This is a genomic window from Gimesia sp. (assembly GCF_048260065.1).
In the GTDB taxonomy this organism is placed as follows: domain Bacteria; phylum Planctomycetota; class Planctomycetia; order Planctomycetales; family Planctomycetaceae; genus Gimesia.
Window position 1 is genome coordinate 163,958 of sequence record NZ_JBLXHC010000006.1, and the last position, 22,103, is coordinate 186,060.

The window sequence follows — 22,103 nt, forward strand, 5'->3', positions numbered from 1 at the left end:
AGACTCGATTATTCAAGTCGTAACTACGCTACGCATACTTTCAATGACAGATCATTCCACCACAGGCAGAAACCGTCCCCATGCAGAGACACGTCTGTTATTGAAGGTCTATCTAAAATTGATTTGTTTACAGGAGTGGGTTCAGTTTGACCGGTGAATCAAGATCAAGAGAGAGGCTGTGATCATGACTGTTTCCTCAGATGAGGCACTGGTCATCCTGATATTGGATATGTTGTGACACCATCCGGGAAAAATCAGCTTTTTCACGGAAACGTGTTACGGGTATTTGATTAGTTAACAGGTAGTTTTTAATGTGAATTGTGACTCGGAAGAATCGTTGGACCGTCTGTAGATCAGACAAATCCGGTTAGAAAGTAAAAAAGAGAGTTCCGATTGGTTTACTTGTTTTACAGTCTGGAGAGAGAATGATTCTTTGAGTTTTAGAGATGTTGGGCGGGAACATATTCAAAATTCTGATCCGACGAAAGACGAATTTGACATTTCCCATGAGAAATTTTTGACAATTTTAAAAAAAGTCCAGCAGAAAACAGCTTCAGATTCCTGCCCACTAACTGATGATTCCGCTTAAGGCCCTCATATTTTTATGCATCAACAGCCCTATTTACTGAATCTGGCACTCCGTCTGGCGGAGGGTCTTGAGAAATGGCCCGCAGCCTCTCTGGAAAAACATCGCCAGTTTATTTTAGCGCAACAGCAGCCTGACGGAGGGTTTTCGGGCAGAGAGGGAGATTCTGACCTCTACTATACCGGCTTTGCAGTACGAAGTCTGGGAATTTTAGGGGGAGTCAATGCAGACGAATGCGGCAAGATCAGCGACTATCTCAGAACATTTCAAATTGAAAAGCTGTCTACCATTGATCTGTTAAGCTGGCTCTATTGCGCTTTGATCGTTCAAGCTTCCGGTGGAGAAGACCTGTTGCAGACAGCACCTGCGAACTGGAATTCTGAAATATCCCGGTCTCTGGAGCAGTTGCGAACCGCTGATGGAGGCTACGCAAAATCGGAGCAGGGAGCACTGGGGAGCACTTACCATAGCTTTTTAGTCGTCCTGATCTACCAGCTGATCGGCGTAGACCTCCCGGATCCCAATAATTTGATCCAGTTTCTATACGACCGACAACGTGACGATGGTGGTTTTGTCGAAATTTCACCAATGAAACGGAGTGGAACGAACCCGACGGCCGCTGCAGTCGCCACATTAATCATACTGGACAGCATGGATGACGAACTGAAAAGTGACGTTCAGGACTTCCTGAAACAGGTCAAAAGTTCCGAAGGGGGCTTTCAGGCCAATACCAGGATCCCGTTTGCTGATGGGTTATCGACTTTTACAGGCTTACTGACGGCACAGGATCTGGGGCTGGACTCATTAATTGACCTGGACCAGGTACAAAAATTTATGACCGAATGGCTGGAGTTTCCCACGGGGGGATTTCGAGGTGCCAGCTGGGATGAACAGGCAGACGTGGAGTACACATTTTATGGGCTGGGTGTACTGGCACTGCTGGGACGCTGAGTTCTTCCGAAAAAATGGCAAACTCAGCTTCTGATTATTCGGAAGCTTCTTCCATGTAGAGCAGGCGACCACAAGACTTACAGAAAACGAGCCGCCCTGAATTGAGTTCAACGCGTACCTGAGGCTCCAGCATCACATTACAGGCGGAACAGAATTTCCCGGCGACAAAAGCCAGAGCACCGGCTCCATGAGATCGTACGAGTCGTTCAAACTGTACTTTAATGCTGTCCGGAATGATCTGCTCTGCGTCTGCGATGGCAGAGTTGCACTCTTTGATCTCTTCATCCAGCGAAGCACGCATCGCTTCGAAGTCTTGTTCCATTTTTTTGGCTTCGGCGTGTGCAGCGTCTTTTTTCTTGACCCACTCCTGAACTTCCGTTTCAGTGGCATCAATTTTATCCATCAGTTCCAGAATCTCATCTTCCAGCACACTGTTGGCCATCTGATCCGCTTCAATCTGACCTTTAATGATGTCAAATTCTTTGTTCGATGCTGCGGTATTCAGTTTTGATTTCAGACTCAGGATTTTTGCTTCATTGGTCTGCAAATCCAGATTTTTCTGGTGGACCTGCTTCTTCAGCTGAGTGACCTGATCCTGGACCGCTTTCAGCTTGTCTTCCTGCACCAGAGCGAACTGTTCCTTCAGCTTGATTCGCTTGGGTCCCTGTTCTAATTTCTGATTCACATCATGCAATCTCAGATACAAATGATGTAAAGCTTTCAAACTGGCAGCAGTTGTCGACATGTTAAAGAACTCCGGAAACGCTCATTTTTGAGGCAATTAAGGCAGCGCCTCAGTGCTTTTATCTTGTTATAAGGATTTTTGTACTAAATAGCCAGACATACGCTGTAAAACGGAGCGATCTTCTCAGCCTCGCCCGTGAAACCCTGATTTCAGTACAAATCCAGCCATAAAAAAACGCCGATCAAAACTGATCGGCGTTTGAATTTCAAATGCTGGCTGATGCGGTGGCATCGGCCGTCTCTTCTTCGGTTTCGCCCTGCCCCCATTCAGGAACCAGGCCTTCTATGAAGCCCTGCAGCTGTTTACTGCGAACAGGATGCTGTAATTTTCTGACCGCTTTGGCTTCGATCTGTCGTACACGTTCGCGGGTCACTTTGAAAATCCGACCGACTTCTTCCAGCGTGTAGGTATAACCATCACCCAGACCGAATCGCAGTTTAATAATCTCACGTTCGCGGTAGGTCAGAGTTTTGAGGACATGATCAATTTTATCTTTGAGCATTTCCTGGCTGGCGGTATTCACCGGGCTGTCTGAATCAGAATCCTCAATGAAATCACCGAAGTAACTGTCTTCGCTTTCGCCCACTGGTCGGTCCAGACTGATGGGATGCCGCGAAATCTTGAGGACGCGACGCGTCTCTTCCAGGCTGATGCCGGCGACTTCTGCAGTTTCTTCCAGGGTGGGCTCGCGGCCATTCTCCTGCAACAGCTGCTTACTGACTTTACGCAACTTCGACATGGTCTCGATCATATGCACGGGAATGCGGATCGTACGAGCCTGGTCGGCAATCGCACGGGTAATCGCCTGACGAATCCACCAGGTTGCATAGGTCGAGAACTTATAACCACGACGATATTCATATTTATCGACAGCACGCATCAGGCCGGTATTCCCTTCCTGAATCAGATCCAGGAAGCTTAAGCCACGATTGCGATATTTCTTGGCGATCGAAACCACCAGTCGCAGGTTACCGCCGGACAGTTCACGCATTGCTGTTTCATAATCCAGATAGCGCTGCTTGACGGCTTTGATGCGTTCCCGCAGTGTTTCGGGAGTTTCCATGGTCATCGCCACCAGGTCCTGCAGCTCTCGCTCCAGGTTGGCACGATCGTCTTTGGAATTTTTGACTCGCAGATCACTCATATCGCGAATCGAATCTTCCAGTTCTGTCATGCGGTGGGAGATCTGCTCCAGACGTTTCATACCAATCTGCAGACGTTGTGTCCGCAGGCTCAACTCCTCAATCAGAGTAGCCATCTTGCGACGACGTTTCTGCAGAGAAGAGTAGGCTTCCATCCGTTCGCTTTTGCTCAGCTCCGGATTGATGAACTGCTGAAAATCGCTGGTATTCTTATTACTCAGGTATTCGAGTGTCTTGAGATTGTGTGGCATCCGCCCCAGGATCTGGTTCTTCTCGAGCCCTTCTGTGACGGAGACTTTAATGGTCCGGTCGAAAGGCAGCTCGGTTTTATGAACCTTATCCAGAATTTCAATTGCCTGACGCATCGCGTAGTCGCTGCTCAACAATTCACGACGGAAGCGACGGCGGGTGATTTCAATCTTCTTTGCCAGACGAATTTCTTCATCTCGTGTCAGCAGAGGAATTTCTCCCATCTGCGTCAGATACATCCGCACGGGATCATCAATCCGACGGGAAAGATCATCGGAAGACCGGGAACGTCCTTTGGTCTTCTCCGGCTGCAGGATCGTAATGATCTGATCCGGAATGATGTCCAGTTCAATCTCCTCGATCGTCAGCAGGAGATTATCCAGCTTCTCGGGATTCAGCGCTTCATCAGGCAGATAAGCGCTCACCTGATCGTAGGTCAGGTAACCCTGCTTTTTGCCGTTTTCAATTAGTTCATTCAATCGGGCGTCGAGTCGGTGCACGTGGCTTCTCCCAATGAGTCTGGTTAGATTCTCTAGTGAATTTTTTTAATGTTTCGTTTTTGATGAAATTCAGATGCTTTTCTTAACAGTTCTTTGGCATCCGAATTTAAACTCTGGTTCTGGGCATTCTGGAACAACAGCCCTTTGGATTTTTCATGGTGTTCCTGTTCTTCCCGCCATTTGATATTCCTGATGGAATGTTTCAAAAAGTGCGGAATTCCCTCAAGTGGCGCCGGGGTATCGAACAACTTGGCGTGAATTGATTTCTCCCGGGCATGGGCATCAATTTTGACCACCAGCTGTTTCAGGTCAGGATCGGTAACGCGATCCAGGATGCGATGAACATCCGGTAAAACTCCCTCTTCAGTCAAATCGATGCTTAACTGAAACAGGGTTCGCAGCTGAGGGTTCTTCAAGTTGGCTGGGGAGATATGCTGTAGAATACGAGTGACACATTCGGGGTACACAAAAATGATTTCAAGAAGTTCGCTCTCAAGTTGATTGTCTTTCGTTGAATTGTCTACTTCCCGGGTGTTGCCGGTAGTGTCAGTCGGTCTCGGAGTCGAGTAGGATTCGCTGGAGGAGAGATTCGCATTAGGACTCGGGCTTTTTTTTTGCTTAACTTCACTCAGTCGTTTTCGGACAACCGATTCGTTTAAGCCCAGTCGATCTGCCAACTTTCTTAATATGATGTCTTCACGAATTTTGCCGGTTAGGTTAGGGCTTGACGCCAGTAACTCCAGCATCTCTTCTAAAATTCGGTGCTGACCGTCAATTGACTCCAGTCCAAATTTCTGGAGACAGACATTCAGCTTAAAATTCCAGGCTTCAGGAGCATGCGCGATCAACTGCTTCAACTGCTCTGCTCCCTGTTCTTCTAAAAATTCAGCAGGATCTTTCCCTGCAGGCAGTGTTAAAATGCGTAAATCGACTTCCTGAGCGATAAATTTTGTTAAAGATCGTTCTGCAGCCTGCTGGCCGGCATTATCTCCATCAAAGACTAATACGACTTTTCGCGCCAGACGTTTGAGATAAGAAACATGAGTCTCTGTCAGAGCAGTACCTAATGTTGCCACCACATTCGTCACCCCAAACTGATGCGCTGTAATGCAATCAGTGTACCCTTCCACGACAACAACCGTTTCTGTTTCGCGAATCGTCTGCCGAGATTCATCCAAGCCGAACAACAGCTTACTCTTAGTGAAAATAACGCTTTCCGGGCTGTTAAAGTATTTGGCAATCCCATCCGAGGCAGCGCCTGGCAGGATTCGTCCCCCAAACGCCACAACGCGTTTCCGCTCGTCGCGAACGGGAAACATGACCCGATTTACGAAATAATCGGAAAAGCGGGACTGACCTTCTTTTTTAAAGATCAACCTGGCTTCCACCATCAGCCTCTCCGGAAACTGTCCCCGGGATCGATTCACGAGCCATTGCCAGTCATTCGGATGAAAGCCGAGACGAAACTGCTGGATGGTTTCTTCGGTATAACCCCGGTCTTCCATCAGGTAACGCCGGGCCATCTCCCCTTCGCTGGTATTCATCAGACAGTCATGAAACTGCTGTTCAGCCCATTTCATCACGTCAAAGAGCGAAGTTTTCTCAACGATATTAGATCGTGGGGCACCGCTTGACTGTCTTGAGAACTGAGGCATTTCCAGATGAGCACGCTCGGCCAGAATCTTTAATGCCTCGAAAAATTCGACGTCGTCGTATTTCTGAACCCACTCAAAACAGTCCCCGCCGGTATTACAGACCCAGCAGCGCCAGGTTTCACGATCCGGGTAGACTTTGAGCGAGGGATTATGATCGTTGTGAAAAGGGCAGAGGCACTGAAAGTCCCGGCCGCTGGGAGTCAGTTGAACTGACTCGGAAATCAACTCGACCAGGTTTGTTCTCTGGCGGACCAGTTCTTTGAAATTTTGATCAAATCCTGGCGACACCAGTTTCTCCTGAACAGTTCAAAAAGCAGCCCCTCGATGTTACTTTTCGTCAACGTGTGAAAAGTGAACATACAGACATTCAACTAGAGTGCTTCCCTGCTCAGCTCTGCGTACTCAATTCTACTCCATAGAATGAGTCGGTCAAGAATTTCCCAAACTCGATTCTCGACTCGGATCGTCTCTTAAGCTCAAAATTTATATAACGTTACAAGAACACCTAATCATCCGGGTGAGTGCAAAACCATAAACCAGACCCCGCTTTACTCACTTACTTAACCGGAATTCCCGGTAACGGCTTACTCAAGCTGGCAAAAGAGACTAGACAGTTGGTTTATATGAATTAAACATATTATAGCCATCACCTCAGACTCTGCAATCACCGCCTGATAAAATTCCCGATGTGCGCGCAGCAGCACTATACTGACGTGTTTGAGGAAACACCCTAACTGGCTTTATTCGGCCGCAGCTTCAGCGGGCTCAGGGGCGACTTCTTTCTTCACGAGCTGATAGAGCGAGATGTTGCCAAACTTTTCATTGCATTTCGGGCACTTGGTTTTGGCAATCGCTTTACCGGCCTTACCCCCGATTCGCTCTTTCTTGCGGGAATCTTCACTGACAATCAACTGACATCCCTGACATTGTCTGCCTGCCAGAGTCAGTTCGATATCAGGATCAGCCTCGTAAAATTCCAGATGTTCATTATCCAGAACATCAAACGATTCTTCGCTGTAATGGCAGGTCACCTGCTGCATCTGATCCGTCAATGGAATACCGGAATCCTGCCCCAGTTGATCGATGCCGAAGAATTCTGAGAGTGCTTCAGTCAGTTTGCGGTATTCACTCAATGAGAAAGTCAGATACTGATTTTCCTTCGAATCTTCCTGTTTCGGCAAGGCGATCGCAATCCGTCCTTTACCGAACACGGGAACTCCTGCAAACATCGACTCATGATCGTACATTGTTGGAAAGACCACGCGCAGTTTGGAAATCTGCTCGGCTGTAACAGTCTGTACGCTGACTGCAGGGATCTCAGCATCATCTTTTTCTTCACGCAGATGCGCAGCGATTTCCGCTCTGGCTTTCTCCAGTTTATCTTTCGATCCACCGCCGAGTAAGCCCCCTTTGGCTACCACCAGAACCAGCATTTTTTCCGGAGAAATCGCCAGATCGACTGTCGTAAACGCCTTCTCCAGGCTGTTTGGTTTCAGCTTCAGTTTAGTCGGGTCAATCGCATGCAGCTTGATCCCCTTCATCCAGTGCGTGTAGGCACCGGCGTTGAAAGCTTCTGCCCCTTCTGTTTCCGCCTGTGCATCTGTCGTCGCAATCTGCTCTGCTTCCGCTGCGCCGGGAACAGACTGGGGAACCAGGTACATGACACCGCATGCAGGACATTTTCCAGCCGCACCACGATATTCTTCACGAACTCGAATGCGATGGCCATTCGGACAATATACAACGATACCACCTTCGATGGGTGCTCCTCGACGTCGCCGACGTCGTCCGCCCCCTTTGCGGCGTTTTTTCTCTTCTTTTTCTTCTTCAATCGCAACGTTGAATAACACATCGCCCCCGGTCGCTACCGAATGATCTTCGGCAGGAGCCTCTGCGATCTGTTTCGCTTTTTCTTCTGCTGCGACTGTCTTGGAATTCTCTTCCGATTCTGCATGCTGCCTGGCTTCATCTTCCGATTCTTCACGCGCCAGGGGAATGGTCGTTTGATCATCCTGACCCGAATCCATATCGCCGCTCAACTGGAAGTCATCATCACTGGCTTCATATTCGGTGACGGCAATACTCTTATCCAGCTCGAAGTCATCATCATCCCGATCGGAATAGCCGGTCATCGTCGCGGTTGTGCTGCGCGACTCCTGTTCTTCCGGATTATCTGTTTCTTCGGGCAGCTTGCTGAAGATCATCGGTGCCGGATTCTCCTGCATTTTCCGATAGGCTTCTGCAATATCTTCGCGCATGAAGGAACCACAATTCCAGCAGCGAACCAGTCCTGTACGAACCATTTCATTACAAAGCGGACACGGTATTTCCGAAGGATTATTATTTTGCTCATCCGGAGTTATGCCATTTGACATAATAAATCCCTGTTTGGATAGATGACGAGAAAGTAAGAGTTAGAAAAACAGAATAAGTACTCAGCGCCTGCAAAAATGAATAAAGATCAGAAACCACGTAGTTTACGATTCAGGAGAAGTACAATACAGGTCTATAAAAAATAAGATAAAAAGTAGAGCCAACCTGATCATACAGCTTAGAAAAAAGCGCGTCTCCAGATTAACATAGTCTCAGGCTAATTGCAGTAATGTTTTCCGCTTTTAGTAATATTATGTTTTACCTGACAACAGACCACCCCTTTTCAGAAAAAAGAGTCGCTCTCTTTATCTAAACGGTTATCATAAACCTAGTTTATTCCAATTCGAAATCAAGATGAAGATTCTGTTTCAGAGTGTTTGTGGGACGAAAAACCCGAACCAGCAGCCTCAACATATCCATAGGTACACATATTCGAGCTAACTAACTCCTGTAACACGATTAATCGATCCTGAACCAATTCAACCATTAGATCCGGCCAGCAGTAAAACCATAATAGATAACGATTTCTCTTCTGCCCCCTGATCTGACTGAGACCGTCCTTTATGCCTAATGCAGAACAATATCTGAAACCGGAAGTCATTCAGACAGTGGCACGGCTGGATCTGCGAGCGAAATTCATCGTCGAAGGTTTTCTAAGTGGTCTGCATGCCAGCCCCTACCATGGTTTCAGCGTCGAATTCAGCGAACATCGTCGCTATTCTCAGGGAGACGACCCGCGCGATATCGACTGGCAGGTCTATGCAAAAACGGATCGGTTCTACATCAAAAAGTACCAGGCCGAGACAAATCTCACTGGCTACCTGATCCTCGACCTTTCTGAGAGCATGGCGTATACCTATCGCCAGCAACTTTCCAAGTTTGATTACGGAATCTGCCTGGCCGCCTCACTGGCATACATGATGATTCATCAACAGGACCCGGTCGGCCTGATTACGTTTGGAGACCGGATCAAAAACTTCTTGCCGGCCCGCAGTAAACGGGGGCAATTAGGAAATATTCTGGCAATGCTGGCCAATTCGCATCCCAGTGGCACAACCGAAGTCGGACAGAATATCCAGCAGATCGCTTCCATGGTCAAACACCGCAGTCTGTTAATGATCTTCTCAGACCTGCTCACGGATCAGAAAAATGTACTCGACAGTCTGCAGAGATTGAGATATGCAGGTCATGATGTCATCCTGTTTCATATTCTGGACGAAGCCGAAGTCTATTTCCCCTTTGAAGGCATGGTTGACCTGAAAGAACCTGAAGGCGGCGATTCCCTGATTCTCGATGCAGAAGGCATGAAAGCCGATTATCTGGAAGCAGTGCAGGAACTCCGGGAGACTTACCGGGAAAAACTGTTCTCAATGGGCGTTGATTACGTTCCCCTTGATACCAGTATGCCTTTTGACAAAGCCTTGATCGAGTATCTCTCTCAGCGCAAAGCCCGTTTCTGAAAAGAATTGTACGACTCACTCTGCCTCATGAAACCATTGCAGCGTCGCAGAGAACATTTCATCTATGCGCATGAACACAAAGACTTGTCATTTGTAACCAACTCTGCCAGTTCCCCGGGTTAAGTTATGCGGATTCGTTGTCGTATACAGATTGCAGTGACCACGTTCTTGAAATCTTAACCCAGTATGCCACTCTAATAGCTTGCAAGAGCTGCTCTGCAATTTTAGAGTGTTATTCACTTTGGATCATTGTTTTCGAATGGATTCCTGAGCTTCTGGCCCCTGTCATGGATGCTGGCCACGCAGTGATCTGCTGCCTGTTCTGTTTTTCATTTTCCTGCAGAGGAAATTGAATTTTTTACCAACAGGACATTGAATCAAATCGTAGTAAACTCGCAGATATTCTAGCGTTAGTTTTTGTTGGTTCTTTTTAGGACTGAGAAACCGTTCTTATACTGGTCATAATCTAACTACAACAGTGGAGCTAAGAACCGCCAATGGACAATGAGTCAGTGATTCAGATTAGCAATCTGACAAAGATCTATCGTGATTTCTGGGGCCGCAAAAAAGTTCGCGCACTCAATTCATTAAGCCTGGAAGTAAAAAAAGGGGAGATCTTTGGTCTGCTGGGCCCGAACGGCTCTGGTAAAACGACCACACTGAAACTGCTCCTGGGTCTGCTGTTCCCCTCAGAAGGGGAAATTAAAGTTCTCGGCCAGCCTGCCTCGAATGTGGAAAAGAACGAGCGCATCGGCTATCTGCCTGAAGAATCCTATCTGTACCGGTTCCTGAATGCGGAAGAAACCCTCGATTTCTACGGGCGTCTCTTCAAGATGTCTCCACAGGAACGTCGCGAGCGATCAGCCGAACTGATCGAAAAAGTCGGTTTAGGCCACGCCAAACGACGTCAGCTCAAAGAATACTCCAAAGGGATGACCCGTCGTATCGGTCTGGCTCAGGCGCTGATCAATAATCCCGACCTGGTCATGCTGGACGAACCGACCAGTGGTCTCGACCCGCTGGGAACAGACGACATGAAACGCATGATCGTGGAACTGAAGGAACAGGGCAAAACCGTTCTGATGTGCAGCCACCTGCTGGCTGACGTGCAGGATGTCTGTGACCGAATCGCGATTCTGTACGGCGGTGAACTCAAAGTGATGGGCCGTGTGGATGACCTGCTCAAAGAACAGGAAGAAACACAAATTCTGACTTCGAAACTGAGTGACGAAGCCATCAAAGAAATTGAACAGGTTGTCGCCAAGCATCATGGAACCGTTGATACGATTGACCATCCTACAGCGACTCTGGAATCTCTGTTCCTGAAAACAGTGCAGGAGAGCAAAGAACGACCCGGTCAGCGTTTCGTTCCCGAAACGGAAGAGAAAAAAACGGCCGAGTAAGCAGAATGCGTGTTACGCATGACGCTACTCTCGATCATTGACTCTGGCTCTGCTGCAGAAATCAGCAGACATCATTTCCGCTGAGATGTTATTCACAGAAGTAAATCATTATGTCTTTTGATCCGATTCCTTATGACAAGTCAGCTGCCCTCGTTCACTTTCTGATCGTGTTTGGCAGCTCGATGTTACTCGCGGTCCTGTTCTGCTTCCTGCTGGATTTTCTCACTCGAATCTGTAGCGGAGTCTTCCAGTATTTTTCCGGCGAAGGAACGTTCTCGACAAAGCTCCGAAAAATCCCTTTTTTCGGTGCCATCAAATATACGATTTCCTCAGCCGCAGAAGCAATCACCAGTATTTTGCTGTCAATCGGCGATTTCTTTGTCCAGATGGTCCACCTTTCCTGTCGGCGCATCTGGTCGTTGAGTGTACTCACCATTCGCGAATCGCTCCGTCAGAAAATTCTGTACGTCTTTATTATCTTCGCAGTCCTGTTCATGTTTGCCGGCTGGTTCCTCTCTGGAACAGCAGACAGACCTGACCTGCAGGTTCAGTCCTACATCGACTTCGTTCTGAAAGCCATCAGCTGGCTCGTCATCCCCATCATGCTGCTGCTGGCCTGCTGGTCTTTACCTGAAGACATTCGACTCAGAACCATTCATACCGTAGTGACGAAACCTGCCTACCGGATCGAAATCGTACTCGGACGTATGCTCGGCTTTACCCTGCTGGGATCTGTGATCCTGGTCGTGATGGGAGGAGTCGGTTACATCTGGATCAATCGTCAGGTCGCAGATATCGAACAAGGTAAAGCAGTAGCATCTGCATCAGAGAATCAGGATTCCAGCGAGAAGTCGGCTTCTGAAGGGGAGCCGGAAGAAGATGTCTCCCTGCTGGTTTCCAAAGTTCCCCTGTACGGCGAAATCTCGTTTACCGACCGTGAAGGCACCCCCACAGCGTTGGGGATCAACGTCGGCGACGTCTGGATGTTCCGCAGCTATATCGAAGGGGCTACCAAAGCCAGCGCCATCTACAAGTTCAAAGGTGTCGACGAAAGCGACGCGATTGGCGACGATCTGGTTCTGCAGTCGTCATTTGAAGCGTTTCGTACCCATAAAGGAAACATGGAAGTCGGCGGTATTCTCTTCCAGCTCACTTTCGTGAATGAAGATAAAGGTCTGCGTGTTGAATCCCCGCCATATGTGAACAAGGAATATTCGGACAACCGGATGGTGATCAACCGCAAAATGCTCCAGAAAAAATTCGACGGTTCAGAAGATGTGGAAGTCGATATTTTTGATGATCTGGTTGATGACCAGGGAAACCTGACAATCGAAGTACACTGTCAGGAAGCAGGTCAGCTGCTCGGAATGGCCCGGTCTGACCTCTTTATCCGCACGCCAGACCGTCCGTTCTACGTAGGCTACTCAAAAGCGGTTTTCGGAATCTGGATGCCTATGGTGCTGGTCATCATGCTCGGCGTAACCATCAGTTGCTTCGTGAAAGGCCCTGTTGCCATTCTCACAACGCTCACGGTCGTTCTGGTTGGCTTCATGTCAAAAGAGTACATGAGTGAGATCCTCAGCGGTAAAATGGAGGCTTCAGGTGCGATTGAAGCCTGGTATCGTCTGATTACTCACATGAATTCTCAAACAGAATTACCCGCTGGTCCCGTAAAAGTAATAATCGGTCTGGTCGATGGCATCATTATTAACTTCCTCTGGCTCTGCCAGCAGGTGATCCCGAACTTCGGAATCTTTTCCAATATGCGTGAATACGTCATTAAAGGTTTTGATATCTCCTGGACGGCAGCCATGCTGCCTGCCATCGCGACAACCGCGGCTTATATTCTTCCTTGTTTAATCATTTCATTCTATAGTCTGAAACTTCGCGAATTGGAGGCGAAATGAACAACCTCTCTTCCAAACATCGTAAACTGGCATACGTTATTGCCATTATTGTCCTGCTGATCCCGGTGATCTGGCTCGGCATGCCTTCCACCGGTGAAGATGGTTCTGGCGGTAAACTGGCACAACTGCGTGACAAACATGAGCTCGGGGAAAGCACCCTGGGTGACGTTGATCCCTCAAGTGCCTCCATGAACTTCGTTCTGCTGGGACTCCGCGGCATTGCGACGAATATGCTCTGGATTGATGCCAACGAGTATCAGAAGAAAAAAGAATGGGGAAAACTCCGTTCAACCGTTGATTCGATTATTCTGCTCCAGCCTCACTACATGAAGGTCTGGGATTTTCAGGGCTGGAATCTGGCCTACAACGTCTCCGCTGAGTGGGATGCCGTTGAAGACCGTTACTTCTGGGTCAAAGAGGGGATTAAATTCCTCAATGAAGGTGTCACCCGCAACGAGCGGTTTCCGGAACTGGATTGGAAAGTCGGTAACCTGCACGGTCAGAAAGTGGGACGCTCGGACGAATGGCGTCAGTTCCGTCGCTTCTATAAAGTCGACCCTGATACCGAACGCTACGACGGAGGCCCGGATCCGGAGATCAACCCGGAACGTCTCGACAACTACCAGGTTGCAAAAGAGCATTTCCTGATTGCCAACGACAAGGAACTCAAGCACAAACAACATCTGCAGATGCGGATGCTGTTCCGCGGTTCTCCCTGGCACGCTCAATTTGACTATGCGAATGCCATGCAGCGTGAAGGGGTCTTCGGCAAGCAGCGTACTGATGCGTGGAAACAGGGCTTCGATGAATGGACCGAAATTTACGGACGCGAAGAGTTCATCACGCCAAAAGGTCCCATTGTACTGGAATGGACCGAAGACGATATCAAAGCTCTGGCAGCCCGTGATGAATCCATTACAGAAAAAGATGTTCGTGAATGGACCAGCCGCTACCAGGATACTTCCAACTATCGTTTCTGGCGAACACGGGCCTCTTCCGAATCAAAACCTGAGACGATCAAAGCTCACCAATTACTCTATGATGGTGAGCAGCTGGTCTTTAAAAACCAGCTTGATGAAGCGAAACAGAAACTGGAAGAAGGTATGGCTCTCTATGCCGGCATTCTGAATCAATACCCCAGTCTGAAATCTGAAGACCTGGCCATTGAAGAAGGACTGCGGGCAGTCATTCTCTGGCGTTACATTCATGACCTCAAAGGTCTGCAGGTACCATCCTCTTTCGCACTCAAAGAACTGTGGCTGAAAGAACAGGGTCGGGTTCCGGAACTCGAATCCGAACTGCGTCGCAATCACGGAATTCAGTAAGTTCCGTCTGCTGATATAAAGAAACGACAAGAGCCATCTGATGTTTTCAGATGGCTCTTTTTTTTCGTCGCAATCGACTGTCTGATCAGTCAGCAGTAAACGCTTTCTGAATCTCATCCGCAGTTAAGGCACGTTGATACAGTTTCAGATCTTTCATCTTCCCATTGAAATAATCATGGGCACCAAAGCCGATCTTCAATGGTTCCGCGTTCGTTAAATCATAGTCTGCCGGGTTAAATTCAGCAGAAGTCGCCACCAGCTTTCCATCGACATACAGTTTGAGATGCTTCGTTTCCTTCACAGCCACAATCTTTCGCCAGCCCGGTTTGAGTGCCGTGTCATACGTCACGCTCTTCCCCGCTTCAATGGAATGCACACGTCCTGCCGGTAACGTGCCTGCAAACAGTCTTCCCTGGAACACGGCCATCGACCAGACCCGACGATAACGCACATCCGGCGTCCAGTCGAGCCGCCCCGTATTCGTCCAGTCGACACCGCCGTTATAACGATACACTTCTGCCAGCGGCAACGAACCGGAATACATGGCACCGTTATAGACTGCCAGAGGCATACTCTCTTTCTCCTCTCCCAGTCGGCCCGCCAGATTCCAGAGGTTCTTCCCCGCGTAACGATATACTTCCGCGTGCGGCCACTCGCTTACATACAGGTCTCCCTCATACACGGTGAAGCCATATGTCTGAGTCGATTCTCCCACCTTTCCGGCGTGTGACCAGCTCTTTCCGTCAAAGCGATAGACGGCGCCTTCGTCGTAACCCGATGCATACAAGTCGCCGTTATAAACGGCCAGCGCTTCCACACGTTTCCCGTCTGGAACACCGCACGAACTCCACTGTTTGCCGCCGTCATATCGATAGAAAGCAGCCGGCGCATACATGGAAGAGGCATATAGCTTTCCCCGATATACGACCATACCATTGATCGCTTCCACGTCAGGCAGCTTGCCGCAATGTTCCCACTTGCCATCCCCTTCATAACGATAAACGTTGCCTCCCAGATGGGGATTATCAGACTCCGAAAGCGAAGAACCTTTCAAGCGGTACTTGCCTGTCCCCGCGTATAACTTCCCCTGATAGACCGCCAGCGAAGAAACGGCGTTACACAGATCGGGCGCACCGCAGTCGATCCATTTCTGTCCCTGATCGTAACGATAAACGTGTCCCGCAGCAGCTTCTCCCGGCACACAGGTTCCGGCGTAGAGATTCCCATCGTAAACCGCCATGCTGTAAATCAGCACGGCATTCCCCAGCTGACCATGATCGGTCCACTCAGCATCGATTCTGCCATTATCAATTCCAAACTGCAGATGTCGATCATTCGACTGGCTGCTGGTCACGCCGGCATGATTCTTGAGACTCAACTGAAAACCGCGCCGTGTCTTGCGGTCATATTTACTGAGCAGCGTCCCCAGCACATCATCCAGTTCAGCACTGGTGTGTACCGTCAGCGAAATGGAAAACTCGTTCGTACCTAATTGGATCGCGTCGGTATGAGGGACTTCCAGAAACGCTTTGCGTCCATCAAAGACCGCCGGCTGATCTGCTTTCAACACGACGCCCTGATTGAGGGTTTTCAGTTTCAGTGCGCTTCGGTCCTGCGCGTCCCCCTGCAACCGCCAGTCCCCCAGCAAATCCGAATCATCAGCCTGCAAAGGAACCTGTTCCAGACAGACCAGACTTCCCAGCAGCATCAGCAGTAATTTCATCCCAGATCGTATCATCAGTTTTTCACCTTCTAACTTCTGAAAAGAGAACAGACCCTACGCAGGCCTATTCTTAACAAATCTAACTTATTAGACATTTAAAATTTTTTTCGTTCAATTACAATGAAGTTGCCGCCGCATTCCTGTGAAATACAATCAATCCACGTACAGGAATTCGCTGGTATTGAAAATCGCCAGACAGAGATCCGTTAACGCAGCACCAGCATAAGCATTCTTGACCGGCTGCTCGCTTAAAGGTATCAGCAAATCTCCGGCAGACCGTTGTTCCCGCGCCAGCATCTTCCGTTGTGACTGAAGAAAGCCGGTCATGTCGCGCAATTCGTGTTCAGCCGGCCTGCGTCCCAAGGCACGACGGAAAAGTAATTCTACCTGTGGCCCGTCCTGTTCCCCCGCCTGATCCCAGATCAAACCCGCCAGTTCCTGCGCACACTTCAGGGAACTCTCGGAGTTCATCATCAACAGTGACTGGGGTGCCGTTGTTGAATTACCACGACGGGAACAGCTGGTATTTGCATCAGGACGATCAAACACATCAAACAGGGGATAGCGCAAATTCCGTCTGGCGAAAACATAGATGCTGCGGCGATAGTGGTCTTCAACGTTTTCGCTGGTCTTCCACTGGTCTTTCAGTAAAGTAGACCGCAGCTCGCGAGGCAGTGGCGGCATCACGCCGCGCCCGCCTGTTTTATCAGAAAGTTTACCGCTGACCGTGAGCATCGCATCACGAATCACTTCCGCATCCAGCCGCTGTCGAGGGAAACGGGATAACATCGCTGCATCCGGATCTGCTTTCAATGAACGTTTCCAGGCGTTGATTGCCGGATGAGTCTCATCTAACCGGCTCGTCTGGCGATAGACGTTTGAGGTCAGAATCAGTCGATGCAGTGATTTCATTTTCCAGCCGGACGACATCAGTTCGGCTGCCAGCCAGTCCAGCAGTTCCGGATGCGTTGGCAGATCCCCCATGACACCAAAGTCGCTGGGAGTCGCAGACAGGCCGCGACCGAAATGATGCTGCCAGATGCGATTCATAATCACACGCGATGTCAGCGGATGATTTTTCTGAGTCAACCAGAGTGCAAATTCGCGGCGCTGCTGTTGTGAGTCATCCGCGTCAACTGCCTGCTCCTCCAGATTCGCCACCCGTAAAAACGCAGGTTGCACCCGTGGACCGGGTTGCCGCCAGTCACCACGAATCATGACTCGACTCGGTGCCGTCGGTTTTCCAAGCGAAGCCAGCGTGGTAACCGATCTGTTTTTAACCGGTTTGACCGCGGGTTCAAAGAAAGCGCGCATCCGGTAAAAATCGATCGTGCTGATCGGATCGTATTTATGATCATGACACTGGGCACACCCCATCTGCAGCGCCATGAACGCAGAGCCGACAGTGGAGGTCATTTCATTCAGCAGCGTATGCCTGCGTTCTTCCTGGGAATTGATATCAGGCATATCCGGGCCGGACAGACAGAAAGCGGTCGCAATCCTGGCATCAGTATTATCCGGCGCAATCACATCCCCCGCCAGTTGCCAGCGGACAAACTGATCGTAAGGCATATCTTCATTTAACGCTTTGATCACCCAGTCACGGTACTTCCAGGCATCGGGGCGCACCTTATCGTGTTCGTAGCCATCGGTCTCCGCATAGCGGGCCAGATCCAGCCAGTGCTGCGCCCAGCGTTCTCCATAATGTTTCGAAGACAGCAGTCGATCCACGAGTTTTTCATAAGCATGCGGGCTTTGATCTGCGAGAAACGCTTCGACCTCTTCCGGCATCGGCGGCAAACCGATCACATCAAAATAGAGCCGGCGAATCAGTGTAGTACGACCGGCTTCTGGTGCAGGCTGCAACTCTTTCTCTTCCAACTCTGCCAGAACGAAGTGGTCAACGAAAGTCCGCGGCCAGGCTTGATTTTTGATAACAGGTAATGCCGGTCGTTTGATCGGTTGAAACGACCAGTGCTCCCGATCGGCTTCAGTAATGGGTTCTTCTGAAAGTTTTGCTGCTTCCTCTGCTTTCAAAGAAGAACTGCAAACCAGCATCAGAGTTGCAGCGAAGAACAGGAACCTCATAGGGAGTGAAATCATGTGAGCAGTCCTTTCACAATCTTCACTTCAGCGGGTCCTGTCAGTCGCTCATCCAGGCCGTTATGGAAATAGGTCAGCGATTCATGATCCAGCCCCATCAGATGCAGGAGTGTGGCGTGAAATTCATTGACGTGCACTTTGTTTTCAACAGAACGCAAACCAATGGCATCGGTGGCTCCGTAAGAACGTCCCCCGGTAATCCCCGCTCCAGCAAGCCAGCCACAATAGCCCCACGGATTATGATCGCGGCCCTTCCCCTGCTCGCTCATCGGCATACGACCAAATTCACCGCACCAGACGACCAGCGTGTCTTCCAGCAGCCCCCGCTGTTTCAGATCTTTGAGTAATGCGGCAACCGGTTGATCGGTTTTACGACAGTAGGCGGTATGATTTTTCGTCACATCGCTGTGTGCATCCCAGCCAACCGTGTCGCCGGAATAGAGCTGCACGAAGCGTACGCCCCGCTCAATCATCCTGCGCGCCAGCAGACAGCGTTCGCCGAAGTCCCGCGTCTGGGAATCATTGAGCCCGTACATCGCATGTGTTTCCTGGGTCTCCTGTGTGAGATCCACAATTTCGGGAGCAGCCGTCTGCATGCGAAATGCCAGTTCGTAGGCAGAAATCCGCGCTGCCAGTTCATCATCCCGGTCACGTGCTTCCAGATGCCGCCGGTTCATCGATTGCACCAGATCCAGAGTCGCCCGCTGCTGCTGCGAAGAAATCGAAGCAGGCGGTTTCAGATTTAAGATCGGCGTCTTGCCGGCACGCATCGTCGTTCCCTGAAATGTGGCGGGGAGATAACCACTCCCCCACGCGGGAGGCCCCCCTTTAATACCGCCCCCCGGATCGGGCATGACCACAAATGCGGGCATGTCAGCATTTTCAGCCCCCAGACCATAGGCAACCCAGCTGCCGACACTCGGATGGCCCATCAGAATACTCCCCGTATTCATCTGATAGACGGACTGCGGATGATTGACACTGTCACCATGCAGCGAGCGAATGACGCACAGATCATCGACCAGTGCCCCCGTATGCGGCAGAAAGTCACTCACTTCCAGTCCCGATTCTCCGCGTTTGCGAAACGGTTTGATTGGTGCGAGTAATGGATTTTTTGCGACCTTGCGCCGTGTCATCACTTCACCGAAACTGTCGGGCAATGGTTTCCCGGAGTACTTGATCAGATCGGGTTTGGGATCCCACAGATCCACGTGACTCGGACCGCCATGCATGAACAGCCAGATCAGACGTTTGGCACGCGGCTCGAAATCTGGTTCCTTCGGTGACAATGTACCAGAGGCCGCCTGCACGCGATTCTCAGATGAGAGGAGGGAATGCAAAGCCATCATTCCGATGCCGCCACCTGCGGTGCGCAACATTTCGCGGCGATTGAACAGACCGTCTCTACAGTTATCAGAAATCGTATCGCGGCTGGATCGCTGCGCCTGCATACTGCATTCTCTCCCTGAGGTCATATTTGGAATGACACTAATATATCAGGGAAACGGAGTCAGCTCGACAGAATTCATCAACGTTTTTTGATTTGTCTGAAATTGACAGAAATGCGTCCGAAGCGTCCGGAATGGTCAATCCAGGGAACAATTGTGTCCGCGATTTTTTGGTAGCAGATAGAAAGGAGTGAAGACATGCCGACAGACCGGATGAGGTGAAGAACAACATAAGCATGCCATGTCTCTCATACAGTCTCTTTGACGATATCAATCAAACACATTCACTCCCGTTTCGTTCCGAATTTTTTTCTGATTTATTTTGCTGTGTTTCATTTTTCTCTCTTATTTTTTTCTGCTTTCTGAAACCACACTTCCACAACGTGAGTATGCTTCCCGCGGGGTTAACAACATGGTTTTGAATGAGACCATGTGATGTTTCTTTTTGGCAACATGTTGTCTTCGAACATCGTTTTCCGATTGATTGCCGTGTCAGAAAAGAGGAGTTCGTGGAAATTTTGATTTTTCTGAAAAGCATTTCCGACGACTCATCAAAACTAAGCTATATGAATACTGACCAGTGCAATACCAGGTCGAGAAACATCAGAGAAGGCAAGATGTGAACCATGAGAGACCGTTTTCAAAATCTCAGTAAAAAGATGGGGAGATCAATGACTGCTACTTCACAGAACTACCTGAAAGGATTCATCGCCCTCACAATCGGAGCCTGTTTCATTCTGCAACCGGGTACCAGCGATGCACAGCAGCCCGGCGGCATGATGCAACAGAAGCTGCCACAGAAAAACCTGTCGCCGCGCGCTCTGGAAAGCCTGGTTACAGGAATTGCCTTCTATCCTGATGATCTGGTCGAAACCATTCTGCAGGCATCACAGCATCCACTGGCGATCCGTCAGTCTTCCGACAAACCGGTCGTACGGATTGGCGGTGGACGCTTTGCAGAACGCGTGCAACAGTTCAACAAAACAACCGACCCGAATGTCGAGAAGCTCAAACAGTACCCGGAAATCCTGGCACAACTGAGTGACAACATCGCAACCACAACCTTGCTGGGCCGCGCGTATCAGTCGCAGCCTGATGACGTCTGGCGGGCGATTGACAAACTCCGCGCTGAAGTTGATGCCGCTCTGGAGGAGCAACCCGAACAGTTTGTCGATGCCAGTGGCGTTCCACTGACAGGTCAGGCCGCTTATGTCGCCGCCGCCGGATATGTCGCCGGTCGGTACTTCGCTCCTGCGACAGTGACTGAACTCTACACCGCGTATGCGTATCCGCATCAGACAACGACCACAACCACCTACCAGGGTGAAAACGTGAATGGCGCTGCGACGCAGACAACAACAACGGGACCCTATGGTCACGCGACGGCTTCTACAGGCAGCAGTTCAACAACCTACACAGGCCCGAACGGGAATACCGTGACGGGAGCCACTCAGGGAGGCAGTGTTGTCTACCAGAATGGTGCCACCACTGTCGGCGCGGGGGCAGCCACCACAACCATTGTTGGCCCCCAGGGGAATTCCGCGACCGCAACAGGAGCCGGGATTGCCGGTACGACAACCGCCGGCGATACCACTTACTTCGGAGCCGCAGGCGGCGGAAACGTGACAACTTCCAATGGGCTCACCGCTGCCGGCGCGGGTCAGGTGACCGGATCAGTGCAACAGACACAGACCGGAGCCAACTACAATACCCAGGCTAGCGGCTCTGTCGCAACAAATACCGGCGTCAACGCGTATGGCAGCAGGAACACCTCTGGCAGCGTAAACCAGAATGCCGACGGTTCGGTCAGCGGCGTTCGGAATTCTTCCACATCAGTACAAGGGACCAACGGCTACGCCAATGTGCAACACAACAGTTCCGGCACAGCGACCGGAAATGGAAACGGAAGTTACAACGGTTCCACAACCGTCGATTCCAGTAAAGGCTCTGCCTCGGTGAATACGACTGCCGGGAACGGTCAGGTCTCTTCCACCGTCACCACGCAAAATGGTTCCGCAACGGGAACACTGGGCGATGGTCAGGTCGGACAGAGTTCGGCTTCCGCCAGCAGCCGAAAGTCAACCGGCAGCCAGAGTGGTTCGTACCGTTCCAGCCGCCAGGCATCCTCTGCCAGCTCACGTTACAGTCAGTCCTCAAGCCAGCAGATCGCTTCCGGCCTGCAGAGCATGCAGAAAAACTGGGGACAGCTCAATCAGCAGATGAACCGCTCCTCCCAGGCTTCCGCTGCTTCACGACAGGGAGTGCAAACGTATTCGCAGCAGCGTCCTTCGTCTGCCTACTCACGAGGTTCCAGTTACACTCCTTCCTACTCCAGCAGCCGCACTCCCTCCTATTCACGAGGCAGTTCCTCATTCGGAGGCAGCAGCCGCGGCTCATCAGGACGCTCCGGCGGACGGGGCGGGCGGAGATAAGCGATTTGCATTCCTGAAACAAAATAGAAAACACCTCTTTTTTCCATTAAGAAAAGAGGTGTTTTTTTATGGGGAAAACAATTATCTGCTCACTCACCAAG

Annotated in this window: 13 protein-coding genes; 6 read left to right on the plus strand and 7 right to left on the minus strand. The window is 50.1% G+C overall.

The genetic code is table 11. From position 1 onward, the window contains the following. Nucleotides 1-604 precede the first annotated feature (604 nt). Nucleotides 605-1,537 carry a prenyltransferase/squalene oxidase repeat-containing protein gene (locus tag ACN0YN_RS13340; protein WP_417385514.1) on the plus strand — a complete coding sequence of 311 codons (933 nt, stop codon included), beginning with the start codon at nucleotides 605-607 and terminating at the stop codon, nucleotides 1,535-1,537. A 34-nt stretch (nucleotides 1,538-1,571) separates the two neighbouring features. Here ACN0YN_RS13340 and ACN0YN_RS13345 read toward each other — a convergent pair whose 3' ends face one another. The 4 genes from ACN0YN_RS13345 to ACN0YN_RS13360 all read right to left on the minus strand — a co-directional run bounded on the left by ACN0YN_RS13345 (nucleotide 1,572) and on the right by ACN0YN_RS13360 (nucleotide 8,203). Beyond that, on the minus strand, nucleotides 1,572-2,282 hold the full coding sequence (locus ACN0YN_RS13345) for a zinc ribbon domain-containing protein (RefSeq protein WP_417385515.1): 711 nt from the start codon (nucleotides 2,280-2,282) through the stop codon (nucleotides 1,572-1,574). Between the two features lie 205 nt (nucleotides 2,283-2,487). Then, nucleotides 2,488-4,173: an RNA polymerase sigma factor RpoD gene (gene rpoD, locus ACN0YN_RS13350; protein ID WP_417385516.1), complete on the minus strand. Its 1,686-nt coding sequence runs from the start codon at nucleotides 4,171-4,173 to the stop codon at nucleotides 2,488-2,490. Between the two features lie 32 nt (nucleotides 4,174-4,205). After that, a complete protein-coding gene (dnaG, locus tag ACN0YN_RS13355; RefSeq protein WP_417385517.1) occupies nucleotides 4,206-6,116 on the minus strand; it encodes a DNA primase in 1,911 nt (636 codons plus the stop codon). Nucleotides 6,117-6,568: 452 nt separating this feature from the next. Continuing rightward, complete coding sequence (locus ACN0YN_RS13360) at nucleotides 6,569-8,203, minus strand: hypothetical protein (protein WP_417385518.1); 1,635 nt, start codon at nucleotides 8,201-8,203, stop codon at nucleotides 6,569-6,571. A 561-nt stretch (nucleotides 8,204-8,764) separates the two neighbouring features. On the opposite strand from ACN0YN_RS13360, the gene ACN0YN_RS13365 reads away from it, so the two are divergent. From ACN0YN_RS13365 to ACN0YN_RS13380, 4 genes are all read left to right on the plus strand, one after another. Next, complete coding sequence (locus ACN0YN_RS13365; protein ID WP_417385519.1) at nucleotides 8,765-9,661, plus strand: DUF58 domain-containing protein; 897 nt, start codon at nucleotides 8,765-8,767, stop codon at nucleotides 9,659-9,661. Between the two features lie 497 nt (nucleotides 9,662-10,158). Further along, nucleotides 10,159-11,064, plus strand: a complete 906-nt coding sequence (locus tag ACN0YN_RS13370) for an ABC transporter ATP-binding protein (RefSeq protein WP_417385520.1) — start codon at nucleotides 10,159-10,161, stop codon at nucleotides 11,062-11,064. Nucleotides 11,065-11,174: 110 nt separating this feature from the next. After that, a complete protein-coding gene (locus ACN0YN_RS13375; RefSeq protein ID WP_417385521.1) occupies nucleotides 11,175-12,971 on the plus strand; it encodes an ABC transporter permease in 1,797 nt (598 codons plus the stop codon). Continuing rightward, nucleotides 12,968-14,296 (plus strand): hypothetical protein, encoded by a 1,329-nt coding sequence (locus ACN0YN_RS13380; protein WP_417385522.1) that lies wholly within the window; start codon nucleotides 12,968-12,970, stop codon nucleotides 14,294-14,296. Before ACN0YN_RS13375 ends, ACN0YN_RS13380 begins: the two co-directional genes overlap by 4 nt. Before the next feature lie 85 nt (nucleotides 14,297-14,381). Here the strand turns inward: ACN0YN_RS13380 and ACN0YN_RS13385 are convergent, their stop codons facing one another. The 3 genes from ACN0YN_RS13385 to ACN0YN_RS13395 form a co-directional block, all read right to left on the minus strand. Then, nucleotides 14,382-16,034 (minus strand): LamG-like jellyroll fold domain-containing protein, encoded by a 1,653-nt coding sequence (locus ACN0YN_RS13385; RefSeq protein ID WP_417385523.1) that lies wholly within the window; start codon nucleotides 16,032-16,034, stop codon nucleotides 14,382-14,384. Between the two features lie 138 nt (nucleotides 16,035-16,172). Beyond that, on the minus strand, nucleotides 16,173-18,122 hold the full coding sequence (locus tag ACN0YN_RS13390; RefSeq protein ID WP_417385524.1) for a DUF1549 and DUF1553 domain-containing protein: 1,950 nt from the start codon (nucleotides 18,120-18,122) through the stop codon (nucleotides 16,173-16,175). Then, complete coding sequence (locus ACN0YN_RS13395; protein ID WP_417385525.1) at nucleotides 18,119-19,573, minus strand: DUF1501 domain-containing protein; 1,455 nt, start codon at nucleotides 19,571-19,573, stop codon at nucleotides 18,119-18,121. The genes ACN0YN_RS13390 and ACN0YN_RS13395 overlap by 4 nt, the downstream gene beginning before the upstream one ends. Nucleotides 19,574-20,241: 668 nt before the next feature. On the opposite strand from ACN0YN_RS13395, the gene ACN0YN_RS13400 reads away from it, so the two are divergent. Then, nucleotides 20,242-22,002: a DUF3300 domain-containing protein gene (locus ACN0YN_RS13400; protein ID WP_417385526.1), complete on the plus strand. Its 1,761-nt coding sequence runs from the start codon at nucleotides 20,242-20,244 to the stop codon at nucleotides 22,000-22,002. The last annotated feature ends 101 nt before the right edge of the window (nucleotides 22,003-22,103 follow it).

Coding starts and splice junctions, on each gene's coding strand:
- ACN0YN_RS13395 (WP_417385525.1), bottom strand. CDS start 19,573: ATGCAGGCGCAGCGATCCAGCCGCGATACGATTTCTGATAACTGTAGA.
- ACN0YN_RS13360 (WP_417385518.1), bottom strand. CDS start 8,203: ATGTCAAATGGCATAACTCCGGATGAGCAAAATAATAATCCTTCGGAA.
- ACN0YN_RS13345 (WP_417385515.1), bottom strand. CDS start 2,282: ATGTCGACAACTGCTGCCAGTTTGAAAGCTTTACATCATTTGTATCTG.
- ACN0YN_RS13370 (WP_417385520.1), top strand. CDS start 10,159: ATGGACAATGAGTCAGTGATTCAGATTAGCAATCTGACAAAGATCTAT.
- ACN0YN_RS13385 (WP_417385523.1), bottom strand. CDS start 16,034: ATGATACGATCTGGGATGAAATTACTGCTGATGCTGCTGGGAAGTCTG.
- ACN0YN_RS13375 (WP_417385521.1), top strand. CDS start 11,175: ATGTCTTTTGATCCGATTCCTTATGACAAGTCAGCTGCCCTCGTTCAC.
- ACN0YN_RS13340 (WP_417385514.1), top strand. CDS start 605: ATGCATCAACAGCCCTATTTACTGAATCTGGCACTCCGTCTGGCGGAG.
- ACN0YN_RS13400 (WP_417385526.1), top strand. CDS start 20,242: ATGACTGCTACTTCACAGAACTACCTGAAAGGATTCATCGCCCTCACA.
- ACN0YN_RS13365 (WP_417385519.1), top strand. CDS start 8,765: ATGCCTAATGCAGAACAATATCTGAAACCGGAAGTCATTCAGACAGTG.
- ACN0YN_RS13390 (WP_417385524.1), bottom strand. CDS start 18,122: ATGATTTCACTCCCTATGAGGTTCCTGTTCTTCGCTGCAACTCTGATG.
- ACN0YN_RS13380 (WP_417385522.1), top strand. CDS start 12,968: ATGAACAACCTCTCTTCCAAACATCGTAAACTGGCATACGTTATTGCC.